Raw genomic sequence first — 22322 nt, 5'->3', positions numbered from 1 at the left:
GGTCAGAAGTCGGCGAACAGGTACGGGACCCGGCGCGGGAAGATCCGGCGCAGCTCGGCGGCCGCTTCCGCCGGGACGTCACCGAGCCCGCGCAGGTGCACCTCGACCGGGTCGAGCACCCCGTACGCCAGGGCGGACAGTCCGGCGGCCGTGAGCGTGGCGGCCGGCGCGGCGCTACCGGCCGGGGTGGCGCCGCCGGCCGTCGCGGCGCGCAGCTCCAGCGAACCGGTCGTGCCGTCCAGCAGGTGCGCCCCGGCCAGCCACCGGTCACCGGTCAGCTCCACCCGTACGCGGCCCGGGCCGGCCGGCAGCCCGGTCAGCGCGTCCAGCGCGAGCAGCCGCGCCATCGGAGCCGACGAGCCGGGCCGGGCCACCCGCGCCTCGACGTGCACGTCCAGGTCGGTGAGCCAGAGTTCGGGCAGCTCGTCGGCGGCCACCCCGACGCTGACCCGCTCCACCTGGTCGACGTGCCGGGCGAAGAACTGCAACAGCAACGACCGGGCGTACGGGTCGTCGGCGAGCAGGTCGTCGGCGATCAGCTCGCCGCCGTGGTCGTCGATCCGGTACGTGACCGCACCGGTCACCACCCCGTCGACGCGAGCCGTCAGCAGCCAGCGCTCGTCGAGGTCGCGCAGCTGCGCGGCCCGGTAGTCGGGGAAGAGCGCGAAACCGTGCCGGTCGCGCAGGCAGCGCTCGGTGAACTCGCGCCACGCCTTGTACCCCGCGCCGATCCGCTCCCAGCCCACCTCGCCGGGAAGGTCGGCGCCGAGCAGCGGCCCGAGGTCGGCCGGGGAGAAGGTGACCGTACGCGGCTTGGGCAGCCCGACGTAGCCGAACCGGGCGTAGAAGCTGGGCCGGAACGGGTACAGCGCGGTCAGCAGGTGCCCCTCGTCGCGCATCTCGTCGAGGAGCTGGTGCAGCAGCGTGCGTACGTGCCCCTGCCGGCGGGCCAGCGGGTGGCTGGCCACCCCGGCGACACCGGCCATCGGCAACACGGCGCCGCGCAGGTTCTGCCGCATGGGAATTGCCGTGGCGGCGGCCAGCGTGGTGCCGTCCTCCTCGGCGATGAGCGTCCGGTTGCCCTCGTTGTAGGGCAGGTAGCCGCGGAACTCCTCGGCCCGGCGCGCGCTGCGCGGCGACGCCTCGAAGGCGTACGCCCCGAGCGCGAAACTGGTGGTGAGACGCTCCTCGGAGCTGATCCGGCGGACGCCCACGGTCACGCCACCAGGGTGACGTCGGAGACGACCACGGTCACGTTGTCCGGCGCGCCGGCCTGGTGGGCGAGCTTGACGAGCTGCTCGCCGCACAGCTGCCGGTCGCCGTACGCGCCGAGGGTCACCGCGATCGCCTCGTCCTCCACGTAGTCGGAGAGGCCGTCGCTGCACAGGAGCAGCCGGTCACCGGCCTGGACGGTGAGCGTGCCGATCGTCGGCGTGCTGTCCGCGCCCTGCACGGCGCGGGTCACCAGGGATCGTTGGGGATGGTGGCGGGCCTGCTCGGGCGTGAGCGCCCCCTGGTCGACCAGCGCCTGCACGAACGTGTCGTCCCGGGTGAGCTGGGTCAGCTTCGTGTCCCGCAGCAGGTAGCAGCGGGAGTCGCCGACCTGCGCGAGGACCAGCGTGTCGCCGGCCAGCAGCGCGGCGGTCAGCGTCGTACCCATGCCCTCGCGCGCTGGGTCGACGGTGATGGCGGCGTGGATGCGCTGGTTGGCGGTGCTCACGACGGCGCGCAGCGCGTCCGCGGCGGGGTCCGGGTCGGTCGGCGGCGTCAGCTCGTCGAGGATCCGGATGACGATCTCACTCGCCACCTCTCCCGCGGGCAGGCCGCCCATGCCGTCGGCGACGGCGACCAGCCGGTCACCGGCGAGGGCGGAGTCCTCGTTGTTGGTCCGGACCAGACCGATGTCGTTGAGGATGGCCGAGCGGAGGATCAACGTCATGCGACTAGCTTGCCAAGAACACCCCACCCGCGTCTCTACGCACTACTGCGTAGGGTTGGGGAATGATGCCGGTGTCCATGGTCGGGCGCGCCCGTGAGCTGGCTGAGCTCGACCGGGCGTGGTCCACCGTGGTGGCCGGAAAGCGGTCCGCACCGACCGTCGCGGTGATCACCGGCGGCGCGGGCGTCGGCAAGAGTCTGCTGGTCGCCGCCGCCCTGGACGCCTTCGCCCCGCGCCCGGCCGTGGTGCTCTCCGGCACGGCGCGGGTGCACAGCCCCGCCCCCTACGACTGGCTCGCCGCGGTGCTCAGCGGGCGGGACACCGCCCGGCTCGACCTTCCGCCGGACGCGCTCGCCTGGCTGGCGCAGCACCCCACCGCGCCCCGCGAGCGGTACGCGCCGGGCGCCCTGCTGCGTCTCGCCGTGCGGACCGTCCGCCTGCTGGTCGGCGCCGGGCCGGCCGTCCTGCTGGTGGAGGACCTGCACGCGCTCGACCCGGCCAGCCTGAACCTGATCGGCGAGCTGGCCACCGCTGCCGAACTGCCCGCCCTGCTGGTGGTGGCGACCCGGCCCGCCGCGGAGGCGCTCGCACCGGACCTCGCGGTCCGCGCGCTGTCCCGGCTCTGCGGCGTACGCGGCGCCGTCCGCCAGCACCTCGGGCCGCTGCGCCCGGCCGACGTCGCCGAGGTGCTGACCCAGGTGTACGGCGGGCCGCCCCCGCCCGCCCGGCTGGTGACCGCCGTCTGGCGGCGTACCGGCGGCAACCCGTACGCGTTGACCGAGCTGCTCGCCGCGCACTCCGGCCAGGGTCCCGAGTCGCTGCTCCGGCCGGCGCCGGCACCCCGGCCGGCGGTGTCGTCACGGACTGCGGTGTCGCCACTGCCTGGGTCGTCGTCACGGGGGTCGTCGTCACGAACGGCGGAGTCCGGTCCGGTGGAGGCGGAACTGACGGGCCGCGAGATCGAGGTGCTCGGCTGCCTGGTCGCCGGCATGTCGAACAAACAGGCCGCGAAGGCGCTCGGCATCTCGGTGCGGACGGTCACCGTGCACGTGTCGAATCTGCTGCGCAAGACCGGCTCGTCGTCCCGGACGGAGGTCGCGCTCTGGGCCGTACGGCATCGGCTCGCGACGCCCGCGCCCGTCGACGGCTGACCGTCCCCGGCGGCGGTCGGCGCTCCGCCGCTCTCGTCAGGCGCGCGGGTAGCGCAGCAGCAGGCTGGCGGCGACCTCCTCGTCGCCGACCGCCGTGTAGCTGTGCGGCACGTCCGACGTCCAGCGCAGGTACCCGCCCGCCGCGGCGGTCGCCGGAGCGTCCACGGGCCCGGCGCGCAGCACACCGGAGAACACCGTGATGTGCTCGGTGACACCGGGCTGGTGCGCCGGGGAGAGCTGCCCCGGGCCGGGGGCGACCCGCATCCGGTACAGCTCGTAGGTGGCGTCGGCGTCCGCGAACACCTCGAGCAGGGTGGCGTGCACCGCGGCGCCGTGCACGGTCGGCGTGGCGGCCGGCTCGGCGAGCACCGTGGCCAGCGGCACGCCGAGCTGGGCGGTGACCGCGTAGAGCGTCTCGATCGTCGGGTTGCGGGTGCCGTTCTCCAGGCCGGAGAGGGTCGCCTTGCCTATGCCGGCGAGCCGGGCCAGGGCTGAGAGCGAGATTCCCCGCTCCTCGCGCAGGCCGCGTACCCGGGCGCCGATCATGGCGGGGTCGGCGTCGAGGGGGCGGCGGTCTGGTGGCGGCTGGGGCACCCCGCTATGGTGCTACAGACCATCGTTCCGTAAACGGAACGGGCCCGGCCTGGGAGGTGTGCGTTGGCGGGACGTGTCCAGCCGGTGCTGGCTGGCGTGGTGACCGCGCTGGTCGGTTTCGCGAGCTCGTTCACGGTCGTCCTCGCGGGGCTGCGCGCCGCCGGGGCGGACGCCGGGCAGGCCGCCTCAGGGTTGCTGGCGCTCTGCGTGGCGTCCGGGCTCGCCGCCGCCTGGCTGGGGCTGCGCCACCGGCTGCCGATGAGCGTCGCCTGGTCCACGCCGGGTGCGGCGCTCCTTGTGGCGACCGGCCCGGTGCCCGGCGGCTGGCCGGTCGCCGTCGGCGCGTTCCTCGTCTCCGGTTTGCTGATCGTGGCGGCCGGCCTCATCCCGCCGCTCGGCCGGGCGGTGGCGGCCATCCCGAAGCCGGTCGCCGGCGCGATGCTCGCCGGTGTGCTGCTGCCACTGTGCACGGCGCCGGTACGCGCCCTCGTCGAGGTGCCCCGGCTGGCCGGCCCGGTGGTCGTCGCCTGGCTGCTGCTGCACCGGTACGCCCGACGCTGGGCGGTGCCCGGCGCCCTGGTGGTCGCGGTGGTGGCGATCGCCGTGACCGCCCGCGGCACGGGTCTGGGCGCGGTCGGGCTGCGACCGTCGGTCGAGCTGACCGCGCCGGCCTGGAACGTGTCCGCCCTCGTGGGGGTGGCGCTGCCGCTGTTCCTGGTCACCATGGCCGCGCAGAACGTGCCCGGAATGGCGGTGCTCGTGAACTACGGCTACCGGCCGCCGTTCGGCGCCGCGCTGCGCGCCACCGGGCTGGCCGCTCTGCTGGCCGCACCGGCCGGCGGGCACGGGGTGAACCTCGCGGCGATCACCGCCGCCCTGGCGGCCGGCCCGGACGCGCACCCCGACCCGGACCGCCGGTGGATCGCCTCGGTGACCGCCGGTGGCGGGCTCGCACTGCTCGGGCTGGGCGCCGGGGTGGCCACCGCGCTGGTGACGACCGCGCCACCCGTGCTGATCGAGGCGGTCGCCGGGCTGGCGTTGCTCGGGGCGCTGGCCACCGCGCTCGCCTCGGCGGTGACCGAGCCGGAGGGACGCGAGGCAGCCGTGGTGACGTTCGTGGTCACCGCCTCCGGGGTGACCCTCGTGGGCGTGGGCGGCGCCTTCTGGGGACTGGTCGCGGGCTGCCTGATGCTCCTGCTCTTCCGCCGCCGAACCACCGCCTCCCGTGGCCCCACCGAGCCCGGGCCCACCGAGGCCACCGAGTCCGCGGGTCCGGCAGGGTCTACGGGGCCTGCTGGGTCCGCGGGGCCGTCCGGGTCCACGTCGGACCCGGACTCGTCGCTGCTGAGCCGACGCTGACCCGCCTCGCCGAAACCAAGTCGTGACCGGTGCGGCTACCTCAGGCCCAGTGACCTACGTGGTCCGACCGGGCGACCGGGCGACCGGGTCCGGTCTCTGCGCACTGTCGAGCTGCCCCAGATCTGGGGCACGCAACCCAGAGCCCGCTCGGCGTTCGTGAGGCGTGGGCATGGTGCCGCACGCCAGCCCAGCCCCGCCCTTGCCTCCCGACCCCGCCGATCATGCAGTTGTGGTGGTGGATAAAAGGGCTATACAGCAACTAATCGCCAACCATAACTGCATGATCGGCGGGGTGGGGGGGTACGGCGTGAGGATGCGATGGCGAACTGCCCCAGAAATGGGGCAGCTCGACAGTCTCCGCGATGACGGGTTGCGGTCACGGCTGGCGCAGATGCCGGGGACCCGGCCCGGCACCGCTGCCGTGGCCCGCCCGGCCGGGAATCCCCGTGTCACGGCTCCCATCGACCGGGCTTCCGTCGGCCGGGGCTTCCGTCGGCCGGGGCTCCCATCGACCGGGCTTCCGTCGGACGGGGCGGGGTCACGGGGAGGGCGGGGTTACTCCTCCTCGGGTAGGTCGCTGACCGGTACGTCCAGGCGTACCTGGCCGTCGGTGACCGTGGCGATCCAGTCGGCCGGTACGTAGACCGCGCCGGTGTCGCTCAACTCGGTGGTGACCTTCAGGTACCCGCCGTGCAGGAGCCGGGCCGCGACGTCGGCCGGCACGTCCGGTTCCTCGACCGCGGTCGACTCGATCAGCTCGTCGAGGCTGCTGCCCGGGTCGGTCGTCGGCGTCTGCACGGTCACCGCGTTCGGGTCACCCCGCTGGACGAGATCCACCGTGCCGACCTCGGTACCGTCGGCATCGATCACCGGCATGCCGGTGGTGATCCGGGAGATGGTCGCCTGCTGGTTGCCCTTCTGCTCCATTCAGCGCCGGTTCCCGGGGTGGCTCGCCGCTAAACGCCGTCCCGGTCCCACCGCCCGCCGGGCGGCCGGGGCGATAGCTCCCGCCAGGTGTCGGTGCCTTCGAGCAACGCCCGGACCGTCTCCTCGGCCTCGTCCGCACTGCCGTACTCGTAGAAACGGGAGATCCCCTCGGCGCCGCCGGCCCGCTGCTCGACGTGCCACCGGTCGGCGTCGACGCGCAGGAACACGTCCCGCCGCGCCAGCCGCCCCCATTTCCCGTTCCACCAGTGCTTTCGCTGCTCCATGCGCGGACTCTATCGAACACACGTACGAGAATGTGCGGCCCCTGCGGGAATCCCACAGGGGCCGGTGTGCCGTTGCCGGGTTCAGCGCGGCATGGGGGGTTCGTTCCGCCGTCCGAGCACGTCGTCGAGCGCTCCGCGCTGCTGGCCGGGCGTCCGGTGACCGGCTGCGACCAGCGCGTCTCGGATCTCGGTGAGCAGCTTGATCTCCTCGCTGGGCGCCGCCGGCGGCGGCTCCTCGCCCCGGCGCCGCCGCTCGGCCAGCTTGTTCATGGGGAACACCACGAGGAAGTAGAGCACCGCGGCGGTCAGCAGGAACGTGATCAGGGCATTGAGGAAATCGGCCCAGGTCACGAGGTTGCCCTTGCTGATCTCCCAGGCCCCGGCGAACTGATCCTCGCCGCCGCCCACGAACTTGATGATCGGCTTCAGGAACGAGTTGGTGAAGGCGGTGACCACGCCGGTGAACGCGGCACCGATGACGACGCCGACCGCCAGGTCGACGACGTTTCCGCGCATGATGAAGTCTTTGAAGCCCTTGAGCATCCGCACTCCCGTGCTGTCCGGTTTTCCGTCCGGGACAACCTATGCCCCGGCCGGCGGCTCCAGGAAAGCCCCGGCCTCACGGGCCGCCCGCTCCGGATCGCCGGCCCGGATCGCGTCCACCATCCGCGAGTGGTCGACGTGCCGCTCCGGCGTCAGGGCCCCACCCATGGCCTGGGCGAGGCTGCTGCGCAGGGCGGTGCCGACCGAGGCGTACAGCTCGGCGAGCATGGGATTGTGCGCGGCGGCGACCACCGCCCGGTGCAGGACGAGGTCGGCCTCGACGAACTCCTCGGCACGGCCGCCGCGCCACGCCGCCTCGCGGGCCGCGAGCGCGTCGTCGAGGGCGGCCAGGTCCTCGGGCGTACGCCGGAGCGCGGCGAGTCGGGCCGCCTCCACCTCGAAGGCGCGGCGTACCTCGATCACCTCGGTCATCCGGTCGTCGGTGAGCCGGCGGGCCACGACGGGGGCCAGCTCGTCGGTCGACACCACGTACGTCCCGGAGCCCTGACGGCACTCGAGCACCCCGGCGTGCTGGAGCGCCCGGACCGCCTCCCGGACGGTGTTGCGCCCGACCCCGAGCGCGGCGACCAACTGCGGCTCGGTGGGGATGCGGCTGCCGACGGGCCACTCGCCGGCCAGGATCCGCTCCCTGAGCTGGGCGATCGTCTCGCGTATCCGCTGGCCGCGCGGGGGCACGGGTGGGGAATCTGCCGATCGTGGCACTGGTTACATCACCGGCCCCAAATTCATCCCATGATTGTAGGTTCGACGGTATGACTCCGCCACCCACGGGCACCGCTGACCCCACGCTCGTTCCTCCAGCGGCCGACCCAGGGTCAGCTCCGGCCCGCCCGGGCTCAGCTCCAGCCGGCCCGGGCGCGTCTGCGACCAGCCCGTCGAGCCCGGTGGCCGGCGCCGCCCTGGTGCTGGTCGGCATGCTGCTCGTGGCGCTCAACCTGCGCGCCGCCATCACGAGCCTCGGCGCCCTGCTGGACGAGGTCCGCGACGGCATGGGCCTCTCCGGGGCGATGGCCGGCGTCATCACCACCCTGCCCGCCGTCGCCTTCGGCGTGTTCGGCGCGCTCACCCCCCGGCTGGTCCGCCGGAACCCGCCCGCCCGCCTGCTGGTGGTGGCGATGGTCCTGCTCGCCGCCGGGCAGCTGCTCCGGGTCGGCACCGGCTCCACGGTGGTCTTCTTCGCCGGCAGCGCCGTGGCGCTGGCCGGGGTCGCGGTGGCGAACGTCCTGCTGCCGCTGCTGGTCAAGCAGTACTTCCCGCACCGGATCGGGCTGGTCACGGGGGCGTACTCGATGACGCTCACCACCGGCGCGGCGGCCGCCGCCGCCACGACCGTGCCGATCGCCCACCTGCTCGGCTCCTGGCGGGCCGGGCTCGCTGTGTGGGCCGGGCTGGCCGCGGTGGCCGTACTCCCGTGGCTGCCGCTGGCGCTGCGGGGCGGCGCGGCCCGGCGGGCCGGCACCGCGACGGCGGCCGGGTCCGCCCCGGCACGGATCCGCCCGGCGCGGACCCGGCTCGGCTGGGCCATGGCGATCTACTTCGGGACCCAGTCGCTCAGCGCGTACGCGATCATGGGCTGGCTCGCCCAGCTCTTCCGGGACGCCGGGTTCGCGCCGGAGCAGGCCGGTCTGCTGCTCGCCGGTGTGACCGCGCTGGGCGTGCCGATCGCGCTGCTCATGCCGACGTACGCCGGCCGGCTCCGCTCGCTGCGCCCGCTGATGCTGACGCTCTCCGCCGCGATGGCGATCGCCTACCTCGGGATCGTGGTGGCGCCGCACCGCGGGGCGCTGCTGTGGGTGGTGCTGCTGGCGATCGGGCAGAGCGCCTTCCCGCTGGCCCTGGCCGTCATCGGCATGCGGGCGCGGACCACGGAGGGCACGGTGGCCCTCTCCGCGTTCACCCAGGGCGCCGGCTACCTGATCGCGGCCGTCGGCCCTCTGCTGGTCGGCATCCTCTACCAGGCCACCGGCGGCTGGACCGTGCCGATCGGCTTCCTTGTCGTCGCGCTCGCGGCGCAGACGGCCGCGGGCATGGTGATCGCCCGTCCCCGGCACATCGAGGACGAGCGCTGAGCGGAACCGGTCAGGAGGAGGCCGGGGTGGGATCGCCCGCGACGGCCTGCTCGACCGTCGGGTACGTCTGGAGCACCTCGACCAGGCCACTGACCTCGAGGATGCGCAGCACCCCGCGCTGCGGGGCGGCCAGCCGGACCACGCCGCCGGCCTCGTCGCAGCTGTTCTTGGCCCGTACGAACACCGACAGCCCGGTCGAGTCGCAGAAGGAGACCTCCGCCAGGTCGAACACCAGACGGCTGCGCCCCTTGTCGAGCAGGTCGGTGATCTGGTCCTGCAGTTGCGGTGCGGTCGCCATGTCCAGCTCGCCCGCGACCGACACGACGACCATGTCGCCGCGTTGTTCCGTGTGCACCGTCAAGGACATTCGCCAGACCTCCTGTTATCGGTGGAACGGTATCCCACGATCGGGGTCTGAGGCAGAACGGGAGCGGTCATCTGGTGGCTCTCGTCATTCCGTTGCCTCAGAGCAAGTAGTTCGGCAGGCCCCGGTGATAGAGTCCGGCCGGTCCGGGTCGAGGGGGGTTTGGTAATGGCATTGGGTGCCGAGGCGAGCGGCCGGCTCGCGGCCCTGCTCAGGGACAACGCCGAGCAGGTCACGAAGCGCTGGACGGAGATCGTCGCAGCGTCGCTCCGCGGCCGGCTCAGCCAGGCCGAGCTGCGCCGGCAGCTCGAGGAACTGCACCGCGCCCTGGTCGCCACCGGCGAGCAGGGGACCATCGACCTGGACACCGAGCACGCCACCGAGCTGCGCGCGGTGCTCGCCGAACTGTCCCGGGGCTGGGCCCGGCAGGGCTTCTCGGCCACCGAGACCGCGATCGCGGTCTTCGCCCTCAAGGATGCGCTCCTGGAGTTGATCGAGGCCCGGGGTGGCGAGGGCGCGCTGCGCGACTACGTGGCGTTCGCCGGCCTCATCGACCAGATGGGCCTGTTCACCTTCGAGAGCTTCGTCCGCACCCGGGAGAGCCTGATCGCCGACCAGGCGGAGCAGCTGCTCGAACTCTCCACGCCGGTGGTGAAGCTCTGGGAGGGCGTGGTCGCCGTGCCGCTGGTCGGCACGCTCGACTCGGCCCGGGCCCAGGTGGTCATGGAGCGGCTGCTCCAGACGCTGGTCGACACCGGCTCGCCGTACGCGATCATCGACATCACCGGCGTCCCGGCCGTCGACACCCAGGTCGCCCAGCACATCCTGAAGACGGTGGTGGCCGCCCGGCTCATGGGCGCGGACTGCATCATCTCCGGCATCCGACCGCAGATCGCCCAGACGATCGTGGCCCTCGGGATCGAGTTCGGCGACATCGCCACCAAGGCGAGCCTCGCCGACGCGCTCCGGCACGTGCTGCGGCTCTCCGGGGTCGAGACCGCCCGTCGCCAGTCACGCCGGGACGCCTGATGGAGCGCGTGCCGATCCTCAAGATCGGCGACATCCTGCTGGTCTCGATCCAGGTCGACATGTCCGACCAGACGGCCCTCCAGCTCCAGGAGGATCTCGCCGAGCGGATCGTGGCGACCGGCAGCCACGGCGTGATCATCGACATCACGGCGCTGGACATCGTCGACTCGTTCGTCGGGCGGATGCTCTCCACCATCGCGTCGATCTCCAAGGTCCTCGACGCCGAGACGGTCGTGGTGGGGATGCGGCCGGCGGTCGCCATCACCCTCGTCGAGCTGGGCCTGTCGCTCAACGGCATCCGTACGGCGCTCAACGTCGAGCGGGGCATGGAGCTGATTGCGGCGGCCCGAAGCGACGAGTTCGAGGAGGACGACCAGCTCGACGACGCCGCGGACGCCGAGACGACGGCGTCGCCATGACCGCGGGAGTCGACCTGGGCCACCCGCAGGCGCAGGCGATCCAGAGCGACGAGGACGTCGTACGCGTCCGGCAGCTGGTGCGTACGGTGGCGGTGGCCGCGAAGCTGTCGCTGGTCGACCAGACCAAGCTGGTGACCGCGGCCAGCGAGCTGGCCCGCAACACGCTGGTCTACGGCGGTGGCGGCACCGTCGAGGTGACGACGGTGGACAACGGCCGCCGCCGGGGGGTGCGGATCCTGTTCGCCGACTCGGGGCCCGGCATCGTCGACCTGGATCTGGCCCTCACCGACGGCTACACCACCGGGGGCGGTCTCGGCCTCGGGCTGAGCGGCGCGCGCCGGCTCGTCGACGAGTTCGAGATCGACACCGGCGCCGGCAAGGGCACCCGGGTGACGGTCACCAAGTGGGCCCGGTGAACGAGGACGCCGTCGCGGAACGGGGAGCCTGGTTCCGGGTCGAGGCGGGCAGCACGGGCAGTGCCGTCCGGCGTGCCGCCGAGCGGCTCGGCCACCATCTGCAACTGGGTGAGGCCCGCACCGCCGATCTGGCCATCGTGACCGCCGAGCTGGCCAGCAACCTGGTCAAGCACGCCGACGACGGTGTGCTGCTGCTCCGCCCGGTGCGCCGCGAGCGCGAGGCGGGCGTGGAGCTGATCGCCATCGACTCGGGGCCCGGCATGGCGGACCTGACCGTCTCCTCCCGGGACGGGCACTCCACCGTCGGCACCCTGGGCATCGGCCTCGGTGCGATCGCCCGCCAGTCCAGCTGGTACGACGGCTATTCGCTGCCCGGGCGCGGCACGGTCCTCGCCGTCCAGGTCTGGCCCTCCCCGGCCGAAGACACGCCGTGGGCGGGTGGCCTGACCCGGCCGCTCAGCGGCGAGACGGTCAGCGGCGACGGGTACGCCGTCCGGGTGGCCGACGGCCGCCGCCAGGTGCTCGTCTGCGACGGGCTGGGGCACGGCCCGCTCGCGTCGGCCGCCAGCGACGCGGCGATCACGGCCTTCCACTCGGCGCCGGCCAGCTCGCCGGCGGTGGTGGTCCAACACCTGCACCGGGCCATGTCGCACACCCGCGGCGCCGCGCTCGCCGTGGCCGAGCCGGACCCGGCGTCCGGCGTGCTGCGCTACGCCGGCCTCGGCAACATCGTCGGGCGGCTGGTGAGCCCGGGCGGCCGGCCCCGGGGGCTCGTCTCGCTGCCCGGCATCGCCGGGCACCAGCGTCCGGTGGTACGCGAGTACGACTATCCCGTCGACGCGGACGCCCTGCTGGTGATGCACAGTGACGGTGTGGTGGACCGGTGGGAGCTCGACGACTACCCGGGGCTGGCCGAGCGGTCCCCCGTGGTGGTGGCGGCGACGGTGCTGCGCGACGCCGGCACACGGCGCGACGACGCCTGCGTGGTGGTCGCGAGGACACGGGCATGACCGACCCGCTCGCCCGCCCGCCGCTGCTCCAGATGGCGCTGCGGATCGAGCACGACATCTTCCTCGTCCGGCAGCGCGGCCGGGAGGTCGCCGCCGCGGTGGGACTGGAACACCAGGACCAGGTCCGGATCGCCACCGCGCTGAGCGAGGTGGCCCGCGACCTGCTGCACGGCGTCGGCGGCGCGGACGTGAGCTTCCACGTCGACGACGGCTCGGACGGCCGGTGTCACCTCCGGGTGGACCTCGCCCCGACCCGCCCGCTGCCCAGCGACCGGTACGAGCCCCAGTCGGGCGCCGTGGCGCGGCTGGTCGACAGACTGGGCGTGATCGGGGTCGGTCGGGATACGGTCGTGAGGATGTCCCGACGCGTCCCGGTCGCCGCGCAGGCGCTGACCCAGGAGCGGCTCGCCGAGCTTCGTACGGAACTCGGCCGCAGCGCTCCGGGGAGCGCCCTCGACGAGTTGGCGGCGCAGAACCAGCAGCTGATCGCGGCGCTCGACGAGGTACGCAGCCAGCGGGACGAACTGGCCGTGCTGAACGAGGAACTCCAGGAGACGAACCGGGGCGTGATGGCGCTCTACGGCCAGCTCTCCGAGGAGCTGGAGGAGACCAATCGCGGCGTGGTGGCCCTCTACGCCGAACTGGACGAGAAGTCGGCCCAGCTGCGGGCGGCCAGCGAGTCCAAGAGCCGCTTCCTGGCGAACGTGAGCCACGAGCTGCGGGCGCCGGTGACCGCGATCATCGGCCTGGGCCGGCTCCTGGCCGACTCCGCGTCCGACCCGCTCACCGAGGAGCAGGCCGAGCAGGTGGGGTTGATCCGTTCGTCGGCGTCCGACCTGCTGACCCTGGTCAACGAGCTGCTCGACCTGGCCAAGGCCGAGTCGGGCCGGATCGAGCCGGAGTGGGCCGACGTGGACCTGCGGCCCGTCTTCGGTCAGCTCCGGGGCACGCTGCGCGCGGTCGCCACCCGTCCCGAGGTGCAGCTCGTGGTGGAGGAGCCGCCGAGCCCCGCCACGCTGCGCACCGACGAGGTGCTGCTCGGTCAGGTGCTGCGCAACCTGCTGCACAACGGGCTGAAGTTCACCGAGCGCGGCGAGGTCCGGCTCCGCGCACGGCGACAGGACGACACCTGGCTGCTCACCGTCACCGACACCGGCCCCGGCATCGCGCCGGAGCTCCACGAGCGGATCTTCGAGGAGTTCTACCAGGTGCCGGGCGCCACCCGGGTCGGTGGGACGGGTCTGGGCCTTCCGTACGCCCGACGCCTGACCAGCCTGCTCGGCGGCAGCCTGCACCTGCACAGCGAACCGGGCCGGGGCAGCACCTTCACCGTGACCCTGCCGGCGGGCGGAGCCTGACGTGGCGGCCCAGTCGACGGTGCTCGTGGTCGACGACAGCCGGACCAAGCGGTATCTGCTGGTCAGCTGGCTGACGCGCGCCGGGTTCCGGGTGCTGGAGGCGCAGAGCGGCGCGGAGGCGCTGGCACGCGTCGACACCGAACCGATCGACCTCGTGGTGCTCGACGTCCGGCTGCCCGACGTGAGCGGGTTCGAGGTCTGCGAGCGGATCAAGGAAGCGCACCCGGCGATGCCGGTGATCCATGTGTCGGCGCACGCGGTGGACGTGAAGGACCGGGCGCAGGGGCTCACCCGCGGCGCGGACGCCTACCTCGCCGAGCCGATCGAGCCGGACGAACTGGTGGCCACCGCGCACGCCGTGCTCCGCTACTACCAAGCCCGGCAGCGGGCCGAGTTCCTCGCCGAGCGGCTGCTGGGCCTCGCCGACACCACGGTCGCCGTGCACACGGCGAAGACGTTCGCCCGGCTGATCCAGGAGGCCGCGGCCGGCGCCGCGCGGATCTTCAAGAGCCCGGCCGCGGTCGTGGCCGAGACCTCCGACGGTGACTGCCTCGCGGGGATCGTGACGGAGCCGTACGGGGACGCCACGATCGTGCCGTGGACGGTCGACGACCGGGGCGTACCGATCGGTGCGACCGTCCGGGTCACCGACCCCGCCGAGTGGGCGTTGCTGCCCTGGCCGGCGGACGACACGGTGACGGTGGCCGCCGCCCGGTTGCGCGACGACCGCCCTCCGCTCTACGTGGTCGTGCCCACGAGCACGCAGACCCACCGTACGCCGGTGCTGGTGCAGCTCGCCCAGACGGTGGCGGCCGCGGTGGAGGCGCAACGCTCCTTCGACGAGGAGCACCGGATCGCCGTCACCCTCCAGCGCAGCCTGCTGCCGCGGCGGATCCCCGACATCAACGGCCTGGACCTCGCGGTGCGCTACGAGCCGGCCAGCGCCCGCACGGAGGTGGGCGGCGACTTCTACGAGCTGGTGATGCTCGACGGGCACCTGCTGCTCGCCATCGGCGACGTGGCGGGGCACTCGCTGCACGCGGCCACGGTGATGGCCGAGCTGCGGCACGCCGTGCGGGCGTACGCCGTGGAGGGGCACCAGCCGGGCGCGATCCTGCACCGGGTCAACGAGCTGATGCGTACGCTGCTGCCGGCCGAGCTGGCCACGCTCTGCGTGCTGCTGCTGGAACCGGCCACCGGGCGGGTGCGGCTGGCCAGCGCCGGCCACCTGCCCCCGGTGCTCACGCTGGACGGCAAGGTCGAGTTCGTCCAGCATTCGGCGCCGCTGCTCGGCGTCCGGGCCGAGCGTCCCGAGGACCTGGAGTTCGTGCTGCCGGCGGGCGCCACGCTGGTGTTCTACACCGACGGGCTGATCGAGCGGCGGGACGCCACGATCGACGACGGGCTGGCCGCGCTGGCCGCCGCGGCCGCGCAGGTCGACGACGACCTGGACCGGTTCTGCGAGCGCCTGCTCGTCGAGCTGGCCCCGCCCGAGATCCAGGACGACGTCGCGGTGGTCGCGCTCCGGCGCCGCTGAGCACGCTCGGCGTCGAGGATCGGGCTCAGCCGAGCGAACGCGCGTAGGCGGCGGGAGACGTGCCGGTCACCGCGGTGAACTCGCGGATTAGGTGCGCCTGGTCGCTGTAGCCCAGGTCGGCGGCGAGCCGCGCCCAGTCCGGCGGGGGGCCGCCCGCGGCCTGCTCGATGGCCTCCTGGAGCCGGTAGCGACGGATCACCCACTTCGGACCGACGCCCACCCGGTCGAGGAACAGGCGTTGCAGCCGGCGGGTGGTGAGCCCGTGCCGGCGGGCGAACGCGTCCACCCGCAGCACCGTGCGGTCCGAGCGGATCTCCCCGACCAGCCGGATCACCTCGTCGGTCACCGGGTCCGGCTCGGGTGCCCAGCCGGTGAGCAGGCCGTCCAGGACGCGGCGGCGCTCGGTGTCCGTACCGTCGCAGGCGCCGCCCGTGTGGTCGCGGGCTCGCGGCCAGCGGTCGGCGAGGTCGGGGAACGGCCACCGCCGGCCGGTCAGCTCGGCGACCGACCCGCCCCAGAACGGGTGGAAGCCGCCCGGGCGGAACTGCACCCCGCTGACCCGGCCCGTGTCGGACAGGGTGATCGAGAACAGCTTCAGGCCCACGCCCGCCACCTCGGCGCGCTCGGGGCCGTCGCCGTCGCGCTGAAAGACGACGTTCACCGCCGGGTGCGGTACGACCTGCTGCTCCAGCGGCTCGGTGAGGTCCCAGTCGACGAACCAGTAGTGCTCGACCCAGGGCCGCAGCGCCGGGGCGGGCAGGTGCCGGCGGAACCGGACCTGCCGGAGCAGCCGGCCGGGGTGCAGGATTCCCCGGCTGTCACCGCGCGGCTGCTGTCGCATTTCTTCAAGACCACCCTCATACGCTGGCCCTATGGCCACACAGACTAGCGATCTGCTGGCGGCGGCGGCAGCGCCGACGGCCGCGGTGGTGCGAGGCATCGCCGACGACCAGCTCGACCTGCCGACGCCCTGCCAGGACTATTCCGTACGGGACCTGCTGAATCACCTCTTCCAGGTGGTGGTCAACTTTCAGGACCTGGCCTCGAAGCGGCCGGTGGAGTGGGCGGACAAGCCCGACTTCCTCGCCGACGGCTGGCGGGACCGCTTCGAGGCGGAGACCGGGCGGCTGGTCACGGCCTGGGCGGACCCGGCCAGCCTGGAGGGCGTCTCGCCCGGGATGGGGATGCCGCAGAGCACCGTGGGCGGCATGGCGCTGCTGGACCTGGTGGTGCACGGCTGGGACCTGGCCGTCGCCACCGGTCAGCCGTACGCGCCGGCGCCCGAGGCCACGGCCGCGCTGCACGAGCTGGCCGAACAGCTCGGCCCGACGGCACGGAAGATGGGCGTCTTCGGCGAACCCGTCCCGACCGACGGGACCGTGCCGGAGCTGCACCGCCTGCTCGGTGTCACCGGCCGCGACCCCGCCTGGTCCACCGCCCGCTGACCCGGAACCCGCCGACCGCCCCGGCCTGGTGACGCATCCGCGGGGCGGTTCGGCGGGCCCGGTTGCTTGACGTCCACTATTCATCGAATGAATAGTGACGGGGTGTCCACACCGCACGTCCTGCTCGGGCTGCTCGCCGCCGGCAGCAAACACGGCTACGAGCTCAAGCGTGCCCACGACGCGCGGTTGCCGCGCGCCCGTCCGCTCGCGTTCGGGCAGGTCTACGCCACGCTCGGGCGGCTCGAACGCGACGGCCTGGTGGCACCCGCCGGGCACGGGCGCGACGGCGGGCCGGAGCGCACCGCGTACGCGCTCACCGAGGAGGGGCACGCCGCGCTGGACCGGTGGCTCACCACCGTCGAGCCTCCGATGCCGTACGTGGCGAGCACCCTCTTCGCCAAGGTGGTCGTCGCGCTGCTGGTCGCCGACGTCGACCGGGCCCGGTCCTACCTGGTCGCCCAGCGCCAGGCGCACACCGCGCGGCTCCGCGAGCTGACCGCCGTGAAGAACGAGCCGTCGGCCACCGTCGACGACGTCGTGGCGGCCGACTTCGCCATCGCTCACCTCGACGCCGACCTGCGGTGGCTGCACACCACCCTGGCCCGGGTCGCCGACTGGCACCGGGAGGTGCATGCATGACCCTTCAGGCTCGCGGCGTGGTCAGGTCGTACGGGCCGACGCCCGCGTTGCGCGGCGTCACCGTCGAGATCGGCGAGGGCGAGATCGTGGCGGTGACCGGGCCGAGCGGCTGCGGCAAGTCCACCCTGCTGCACTGCCTCGCCGGGATCCTGCGCCCGGACGCTGGCGAGGTGACCTGGCAGGGCCACCGGATCGACACCTGGTCCGAGGCGGCACGCTCGCGGCTGCGGCGCACCGAGTTCGGGGTGCTGTTCCAGTTCGGCCAGCTCGTCGCCGAGCTGACCGCGGCGGAGAACGTCGCCCTTCCGCTGCTTCTCGCCGGCACGGGGCGGCGAGAGGCGCGGACGGCGGCGCTGACCTGGCTGGAACGGCTCGGCGTGGCGGAGGTGGCCGACGTCCGGCCGGGTGAGATGTCCGGCGGGCAGCAGCAGCGGTGCGCCACCGCCCGAGCGCTGGTCACCGAGCCGCGGGTGCTCTTCGCGGACGAGCCCACCGGCGCACTCGACACGCTCGCCGGCGAGCAGGTCCTCACCACCCTGGTCCGGCTCGCCCGGCAGCAGAACACGTCGGTCGTGCTGGTCACCCACGAACCGCGGATCGCCGCGTACGCCGACCGGGAGGTGGTCCTCCGCGACGGCATGGTCGACCACACGGGGCTGGGCCTGGACACGCCGCTGGCCGGCGGCCACCGGTGAGGGCCGCCGCGCTGCTCCGGCTCGCCCTGGCCGGCACCCGCACCGACACCGCCCGGGTGCTGCTCACCGGGCTCAGCGCGGCGCTCGCCGCACTGGCCGCGCTGGCGGCGCTCACCGTGCTGGCCATCCCGGAGCCGGTCGGCGACCCGTACGCCCAGGCCGAGCAGTACGGCAACGCGCTGCTCCGGGAGCCCGGGCTGCGCGGCGGCACGGCGTTCGCGCTGCTGCTGCTCGTGATCCCGGTGCTGGCCCTGGCCGCGCAGTGCGCCCGGCTGGGCGCCCCGGCCCGGGACCGCCGGTTGGCGGCGCTCCGGCTCGCCGGCGCCACGCCCGGCCAGGTGACGCGGCTCGCGATGCTGGAGACCGGCGTCGCGAGCCTCCTCGGCACGCTCGGCGGCCTGGGGCTCTACCTGGGCGCCCGGGTCCTCATCGGCCGCCCGGACGACCGGGGGCGGCTCGCCCTCCCCACCGACGTGCTGCCGTCGCCCGGCGCGCTGGCGGCCGTGGTGCTCGGGCTGCCGCTGGTCGCCGCGCTGGCCACCGCGCTCATGCTGCGCCGGGTGACCACCAGCCCGCTGGGCGTGACCCGCCGGGCCGCCCGTGACCGTGGCCCCGGCCCCTGGGCGGGCGTGGTGATCGCCTCCGGCCTGGTCGCGTTCGTCGCCGGCGGTCGGGTGCTGCGCTCGTACGACGGCTCCAGCGAGGCGACCGTGTGGCTGCTGGGCGTGCTCTACGTCGGCGGCGGACTGGCCGCCATGGTCGGGGTCGTGCTCGGCGCCGGCTGGATCTCGCACACCACCGGGCGGCTGCTGCACCGGTACGCCCGGCGGCCCGCCCCGCTGCTCGCGGCCGGCCGGCTGATGGCCGACCCGTGGGCCGGCAGCCGCACCTTCGCCGCCCTGCTGGCCGCGGTGACCTTCGGCGCGGGGGCGGCCGTGCTGCGCGCGTACTTCGTCCTCCAGGACCAGCTGGCCCGCGAGCAGAACCGGCTCAGCGGCGTCGACGCGGGCGACAACCCGTTCTACCTGGCCACCATGGACCTGGTGGATCTCGCGATCGCGGTGGCCGTGGCGATCGCCGCCGCGGGCCTGCTCGTCGCCGTGGTCGAGGGCATCGTGGCGCGGCGGCGGGCGTACGCGGCGCTGGTGGCGACCGGCGTGCCCCGGGCCACGATCGCGCGGTCGATCGCCTGGCAGTCGACGCTGCCCGCCGTCCCGGCGATCCTCGCGGCCCTGGCGGTGGGCACCTTCCTGGGCCGGGCGCTCTTCGGCGACGTCAGCCGGGGCGTCACGTCCACCGAGATCTGCGACGCGAGCGCCGACCTCTGCGCCGACCCCGTGACCCGGCAGCAGTACACCCGCATGGTGTCCGGCCCGGAGGTAAGCCGGACGGCGGACGTACCGCTGGAACACCTGGCGCTGCTCGGAGCCGGCGCCCTCGCCGCGGTGCTCCTCACGGTCGCGGTCGGCCTGCTCTTCCTGCAGGCGAGCACCGCGGTCGAGGAACTTAGGACAACCTGAATCGTGTAACGCCGCAGCCGACGGGCGCGCTGTTTGCGTCGGGGCCTGGACGGTCCCGCGCCGAGGCCCGGACGGCCTCGGTGGCGTCGGCGTGTGGGAGTCAGAGATGCACAACCAGCCCGGTGCTGAGCCACCGGTCTTCGTCGACCGCACCGGTCGCCGGCGCCGGCTCACGGTGATCGCCGGCACCGCCATGGGAGTAGGCCTGCTCGCCAGCGTCGTGCTGATCCTGGCCGGCCTCTTCTTCGAATCCCCGGTGCCGGTGCCCGGCTGGCCGGATTCGCGGCCGGCGCGGCCGATCGAGGCGGGCCTGGACGGCCGGGACGGCATCGGCACGTCACCCTCCGCGGGTCCCTCGCCGGCCACCACGAGCACCTCGCCCGCCGGGATGCCCTCCCGGTCCCCGAGCCCGACCGCCGTGCGCGCCACCACGGTTCCTACGGGCGCCGCCCGCCCGACCGGCTCCGAGCGCCCGGGCCAGGGCGACGAGCGGCGCAACACGCCGAAGCCGAGCAGGTCACCGGGCAAGCCGCAGTGATCACTGCGCGACACGCCGCCCGCCGCGATCCGCGGGCCCACTGGTTCCTGCTCGTGCTCGGCCTCACGCTGCTGCTCGCGACGCTCACCGCGCACGGCATGGTGAGCGGGCTCGGCGGTGGCTCCGGCCCGGCCCCTGGTGTCACCTCCGCCTCTGGCACCGCCGTCGGTCCGCCGAAGAGTGTCACCGCCGGTGGGCCGGTGCTCCGGCTCGACCAGTCCGAGCCGGTGACCCGGGCGATGCCGGCCCGGACGGTCGCGCTCACCTTCGACGACGGTCCGGATCCCCGCTGGACGCCGCAGGTGCTCGACGTGCTGCGCCGGCACCACGTGCACGCCACCTTCTTCGTGGTCGGCGCACGGGTCAACGAGCACCCCGAACTGGTCCGGCGGATCCTCGCCGAGGGGCACGAGATCGGGTCGCACACGTTCACCCACGCCGACCTCGCGGCCGTCCCCGCCTGGCGGCGTGACCTGGAGCTGTCGCTGACCCGCAAGGCGGTGGCCGCGGCGACCGGTCGTGAGGTCACCCTGCTGCGGCCGCCCTTCTCGTCCGTGCCGTCGGCCCTCGACGGGCCCGAGTACGACGCGCTGCGCGCCGCGGCCGGGGACGGCCACGTCGCCGTGCTGGCCGACCACGACACGCGGGACTGGCAGCGGCCCGGTGTCGACGCGATCGTCAAGGCCGCCACACCCGCCCGCGGTGGCGGCGCCGTGGTGCTCATGCACGACGGGGGCGGTGACCGCGCGCAGACGATCGCCGCGCTCGACCGGCTGCTGCCGGACCTGACCCGGCGCGGGTACCGGTTCACCACCGTGTCGGCGGGGATCGGGGCGCCGGCGTCGATGCTCCCGGCGAGCGCCGGCAGCCGGCTCAGCGGCACCGCGCTGCGCTGGACGCAGGCCGGCGCCGGCTGGGTGGCCGACGGCATGAACCTGCTGCTCGGGATCGCCCTGGTCCTCGGTGTCGCCCGGCTCGCGGTCCAGGTCGTCTGCGCCCAGCGGCACGTCCGGCGGGTACGCCGCCGTACCGGTCACCGGCCCGAGGTCCGCGCACCGGTCTCGGTGATCGTGCCCGCGTACAACGAGGCGGCGAACATCGCGGCGACGGTCCGCTCGCTGGTGGCCAGCGCGTACCCGGCGCTCGAGGTGATCGTGGTGGACGACGGCTCCACCGACGGCACCGCCGACATCGTCGAACGCCTGCGGCTGCGCGGGGTGAGGGTCATCCGACAGGACAACGCGGGCAAGCCGGCCGCGCTGAACACGGGTATCCGGGCGGCCCGGGCCGAGCTGCTGGTGCTGGTGGACGGGGACACGGTGTTCCAGTCAGACACCGTGTACCGGCTGGTGCAGGGCTTCGCCGACCGGTCGGTGGGTGCGATCTCCGGCAACACCAAGGTGGCCAACCGGCGTCGCCTGCTCGGCCGCTGGCAGCACCTGGAGTACGTCATCGGGTTCAACCTCGACCGCCGGATGTACGACGTGCTGGAGTGCATGCCGACCATCCCGGGCGCCATCGGCGCGTTCCGCCGCGAGGTGCTGATGGCCGTCGGAGGGGTGCCGGGAGACACCCTGGCCGAGGACACCGACCTCACCATGGCGGTGCTGCGTGCCGGCTGGCGGGTGGTGTACGAGGAGGCGGCGATCGCCTGGACCGAGGCGCCGTCCACCCTGCGGCAGCTCTGGCGGCAGCGGTACCGCTGGTGCTACGGCACGATGCAGGCGATGTGGAAGCACCGGCACGCGCTGCGCGAGTCCGGCGCGGGCGGGAAGCTGGGTCGCCGTGGCCTGCCGTACCTGACGGTCTTCCAGATCCTGCTGCCGCTGACCGCGCCCGCGGTCGACGTGTTCGCCCTGTACGGGCTGCTCTTCCTGCCCTGGTCGACGCTCGCCCTCGCCTGGTTCGGGCTGCTGCTGTTGCAGGCCGCGACGGCCGGCTACGCGCTGCGGCTGGACCGGGAGCGCCTGGGCCCGCTCTGGGCGCTGCCGTTGCAGCAGGTGGTCTACCGCCAGCTCATGTACCTCGTGGTGATCCAGTCGGCGGTCACGGCCGTGATCGGCAACCGGCTGCGGTGGCACCGGATGGTCCGTACCGGCGAGGCGGCCGCCCTGGCGACGGCCGGGCGCACCGGCTGAGCCTGTTTTCGCCGGCTGCTCCTGGTTTCGCCGGCGTGCCCGGCGGCCGGCTTTGGCGCTGAGTGGTCAGGCGCCCGGGTGGAAGAGGCCCGCGGACCAGGAGATGAGCAGGCCGACCGCCGCCGAGCAGCAGCAGACGAGCAGGGCGGCGACCACGACGGCGAGGATGACGAGCGCCGGGCGGCGGCGAGGCGGGTCGTCCTCCGGCCGGTCGCCGGGCTGCTCCTCGGCCTCGCTCACCCGGGCAGTCTAGGTGGCGTACGGCCCCGGCACGCCGACGCCGGATGTGCACGCCCGATCCGGACGGCGGCCGTCGGCGCCTCGCCG

25 protein-coding genes are annotated in these 22322 nt (G+C 74.1%); 15 read left to right on the top strand and 10 right to left on the bottom strand.

The window, feature by feature from the left end; all coding sequences use genetic code 11:
* Positions 1 to 2: 2 nt before the first annotated feature.
* Together D7193_RS10220 and D7193_RS10215 are read right to left on the bottom strand one after the other, a co-directional pair.
* Complete coding sequence (locus D7193_RS10220; RefSeq protein ID WP_120779385.1) at positions 3 to 1214, bottom strand: GNAT family N-acetyltransferase; 1212 nt, start codon at positions 1212 to 1214, stop codon at positions 3 to 5.
* Between the two features lie 2 nt (positions 1215 to 1216).
* Positions 1217 to 1939 carry a PP2C family protein-serine/threonine phosphatase gene (locus tag D7193_RS10215; RefSeq protein WP_120779025.1) on the bottom strand — a complete coding sequence of 241 codons (723 nt, stop codon included), beginning with the start codon at positions 1937 to 1939 and terminating at the stop codon, positions 1217 to 1219.
* A gap of 62 nt (positions 1940 to 2001) precedes the next feature.
* Here D7193_RS10215 and D7193_RS10210 point away from each other — a divergent pair, with 62 nt between their 5' ends.
* Positions 2002 to 3090: an AAA family ATPase gene (locus tag D7193_RS10210; RefSeq protein WP_120779024.1), complete on the top strand. Its 1089-nt coding sequence runs from the start codon at positions 2002 to 2004 to the stop codon at positions 3088 to 3090.
* A gap of 36 nt (positions 3091 to 3126) precedes the next feature.
* Here the strand turns inward: D7193_RS10210 and D7193_RS10205 are convergent, their stop codons facing one another.
* Positions 3127 to 3684 (bottom strand): helix-turn-helix domain-containing protein, encoded by a 558-nt coding sequence (locus D7193_RS10205; RefSeq protein ID WP_241562870.1) that lies wholly within the window; start codon positions 3682 to 3684, stop codon positions 3127 to 3129.
* A 63-nt stretch (positions 3685 to 3747) separates the two neighbouring features.
* On the opposite strand from D7193_RS10205, the gene D7193_RS10200 reads away from it, so the two are divergent.
* Positions 3748 to 5043, top strand: coding sequence for a benzoate/H(+) symporter BenE family transporter (locus D7193_RS10200; RefSeq protein ID WP_206611858.1), 1296 nt, complete (start codon positions 3748 to 3750; stop codon positions 5041 to 5043).
* Between the two features lie 555 nt (positions 5044 to 5598).
* Here D7193_RS10200 and D7193_RS10195 read toward each other — a convergent pair.
* From D7193_RS10195 to D7193_RS10180, 4 genes are all read right to left on the bottom strand, one after another.
* The gene (locus tag D7193_RS10195) at positions 5599 to 5970 is read right to left on the bottom strand and encodes a hypothetical protein (RefSeq protein WP_120779022.1); all 372 of its coding nucleotides are present in this window, start codon (positions 5968 to 5970) and stop codon (positions 5599 to 5601) included.
* A 29-nt stretch (positions 5971 to 5999) separates the two neighbouring features.
* Complete coding sequence (locus tag D7193_RS10190; protein WP_120779021.1) at positions 6000 to 6254, bottom strand: hypothetical protein; 255 nt, start codon at positions 6252 to 6254, stop codon at positions 6000 to 6002.
* A gap of 81 nt (positions 6255 to 6335) precedes the next feature.
* On the bottom strand, positions 6336 to 6797 hold the full coding sequence (mscL, locus tag D7193_RS10185) for a large conductance mechanosensitive channel protein MscL (RefSeq protein ID WP_120779384.1): 462 nt from the start codon (positions 6795 to 6797) through the stop codon (positions 6336 to 6338).
* 39 nt (positions 6798 to 6836) lie between these two features.
* Positions 6837 to 7520 (bottom strand): FadR/GntR family transcriptional regulator, encoded by a 684-nt coding sequence (locus tag D7193_RS10180; protein ID WP_120779020.1) that lies wholly within the window; start codon positions 7518 to 7520, stop codon positions 6837 to 6839.
* Positions 7521 to 7570: 50 nt separating this feature from the next.
* Here D7193_RS10180 and D7193_RS10175 point away from each other — a divergent pair, with 50 nt between their 5' ends.
* Complete coding sequence (locus D7193_RS10175; protein ID WP_120779019.1) at positions 7571 to 8887, top strand: MFS transporter; 1317 nt, start codon at positions 7571 to 7573, stop codon at positions 8885 to 8887.
* Between the two features lie 10 nt (positions 8888 to 8897).
* Here D7193_RS10175 and D7193_RS10170 read toward each other — a convergent pair whose 3' ends face one another.
* Entirely contained in the window at positions 8898 to 9254 is a 357-nt protein-coding gene (locus D7193_RS10170) for an STAS domain-containing protein (protein ID WP_120779018.1), read from the bottom strand.
* Between the two features lie 165 nt (positions 9255 to 9419).
* On the opposite strand from D7193_RS10170, the gene D7193_RS10165 reads away from it, so the two are divergent.
* The 6 genes from D7193_RS10165 to D7193_RS10140 are packed head-to-tail and all read left to right on the top strand — an operon-like array spanning position 9420 to position 15020.
* Positions 9420 to 10280: an STAS domain-containing protein gene (locus D7193_RS10165; protein WP_120779017.1), complete on the top strand. Its 861-nt coding sequence runs from the start codon at positions 9420 to 9422 to the stop codon at positions 10278 to 10280.
* Complete coding sequence (locus D7193_RS10160; RefSeq protein ID WP_120779016.1) at positions 10280 to 10699, top strand: STAS domain-containing protein; 420 nt, start codon at positions 10280 to 10282, stop codon at positions 10697 to 10699. The genes D7193_RS10165 and D7193_RS10160 overlap by 1 nt, the downstream gene beginning before the upstream one ends.
* Complete coding sequence (locus tag D7193_RS10155) at positions 10696 to 11115, top strand: ATP-binding protein (RefSeq protein WP_120779015.1); 420 nt, start codon at positions 10696 to 10698, stop codon at positions 11113 to 11115. The genes D7193_RS10160 and D7193_RS10155 overlap by 4 nt, the downstream gene beginning before the upstream one ends.
* Positions 11112 to 12125, top strand: a complete 1014-nt coding sequence (locus tag D7193_RS10150; protein ID WP_120779383.1) for a SpoIIE family protein phosphatase — start codon at positions 11112 to 11114, stop codon at positions 12123 to 12125. Before D7193_RS10155 ends, D7193_RS10150 begins: the two co-directional genes overlap by 4 nt.
* The gene (locus tag D7193_RS10145) at positions 12122 to 13483 is read left to right on the top strand and encodes a sensor histidine kinase (protein WP_120779014.1); all 1362 of its coding nucleotides are present in this window, start codon (positions 12122 to 12124) and stop codon (positions 13481 to 13483) included. Before D7193_RS10150 ends, D7193_RS10145 begins: the two co-directional genes overlap by 4 nt.
* Position 13484: 1 nt before the next feature.
* Positions 13485 to 15020, top strand: a complete 1536-nt coding sequence (locus tag D7193_RS10140) for a SpoIIE family protein phosphatase (protein WP_120779013.1) — start codon at positions 13485 to 13487, stop codon at positions 15018 to 15020.
* A 25-nt stretch (positions 15021 to 15045) separates the two neighbouring features.
* On the opposite strand, the gene D7193_RS10135 is transcribed toward D7193_RS10140, so the two are convergent.
* Positions 15046 to 15861: a helix-turn-helix domain-containing protein gene (locus tag D7193_RS10135; RefSeq protein WP_120779012.1), complete on the bottom strand. Its 816-nt coding sequence runs from the start codon at positions 15859 to 15861 to the stop codon at positions 15046 to 15048.
* A 31-nt stretch (positions 15862 to 15892) separates the two neighbouring features.
* On the opposite strand from D7193_RS10135, the gene D7193_RS10130 reads away from it, so the two are divergent.
* The 6 genes from D7193_RS10130 to D7193_RS10105 all read left to right on the top strand — a co-directional run bounded on the left by D7193_RS10130 (position 15893) and on the right by D7193_RS10105 (position 21995).
* On the top strand, positions 15893 to 16465 hold the full coding sequence (locus tag D7193_RS10130) for a TIGR03086 family metal-binding protein (protein ID WP_120779011.1): 573 nt from the start codon (positions 15893 to 15895) through the stop codon (positions 16463 to 16465).
* Between the two features lie 102 nt (positions 16466 to 16567).
* Positions 16568 to 17104 carry a PadR family transcriptional regulator gene (locus D7193_RS10125; RefSeq protein ID WP_120779010.1) on the top strand — a complete coding sequence of 179 codons (537 nt, stop codon included), beginning with the start codon at positions 16568 to 16570 and terminating at the stop codon, positions 17102 to 17104.
* Positions 17101 to 17799 (top strand): ABC transporter ATP-binding protein, encoded by a 699-nt coding sequence (locus tag D7193_RS10120; protein ID WP_120779009.1) that lies wholly within the window; start codon positions 17101 to 17103, stop codon positions 17797 to 17799. Before D7193_RS10125 ends, D7193_RS10120 begins: the two co-directional genes overlap by 4 nt.
* Positions 17796 to 19319, top strand: a complete 1524-nt coding sequence (locus D7193_RS10115) for an FtsX-like permease family protein (RefSeq protein ID WP_120779008.1) — start codon at positions 17796 to 17798, stop codon at positions 19317 to 19319. Before D7193_RS10120 ends, D7193_RS10115 begins: the two co-directional genes overlap by 4 nt.
* Before the next feature lie 106 nt (positions 19320 to 19425).
* A complete protein-coding gene (locus tag D7193_RS10110) occupies positions 19426 to 19857 on the top strand; it encodes a hypothetical protein (RefSeq protein WP_120779007.1) in 432 nt (143 codons plus the stop codon).
* Complete coding sequence (locus D7193_RS10105) at positions 19854 to 21995, top strand: bifunctional polysaccharide deacetylase/glycosyltransferase family 2 protein (RefSeq protein WP_241562869.1); 2142 nt, start codon at positions 19854 to 19856, stop codon at positions 21993 to 21995. The genes D7193_RS10110 and D7193_RS10105 overlap by 4 nt, the downstream gene beginning before the upstream one ends.
* Positions 21996 to 22061: 66 nt before the next feature.
* Here the strand turns inward: D7193_RS10105 and D7193_RS33675 are convergent, their stop codons facing one another.
* The gene (locus D7193_RS33675; RefSeq protein WP_174242571.1) at positions 22062 to 22235 is read right to left on the bottom strand and encodes a hypothetical protein; all 174 of its coding nucleotides are present in this window, start codon (positions 22233 to 22235) and stop codon (positions 22062 to 22064) included.
* Positions 22236 to 22322: the final 87 nt, after the last annotated feature.

Source organism: Micromonospora costi, assembly GCF_003626655.1.
GTDB lineage: Bacteria > Actinomycetota > Actinomycetes > Mycobacteriales > Micromonosporaceae > Micromonospora > Micromonospora costi.
Note: the sequence above shows the minus strand (reverse complement) of the source record. Positions and strands in the feature narration are given on the sequence as shown.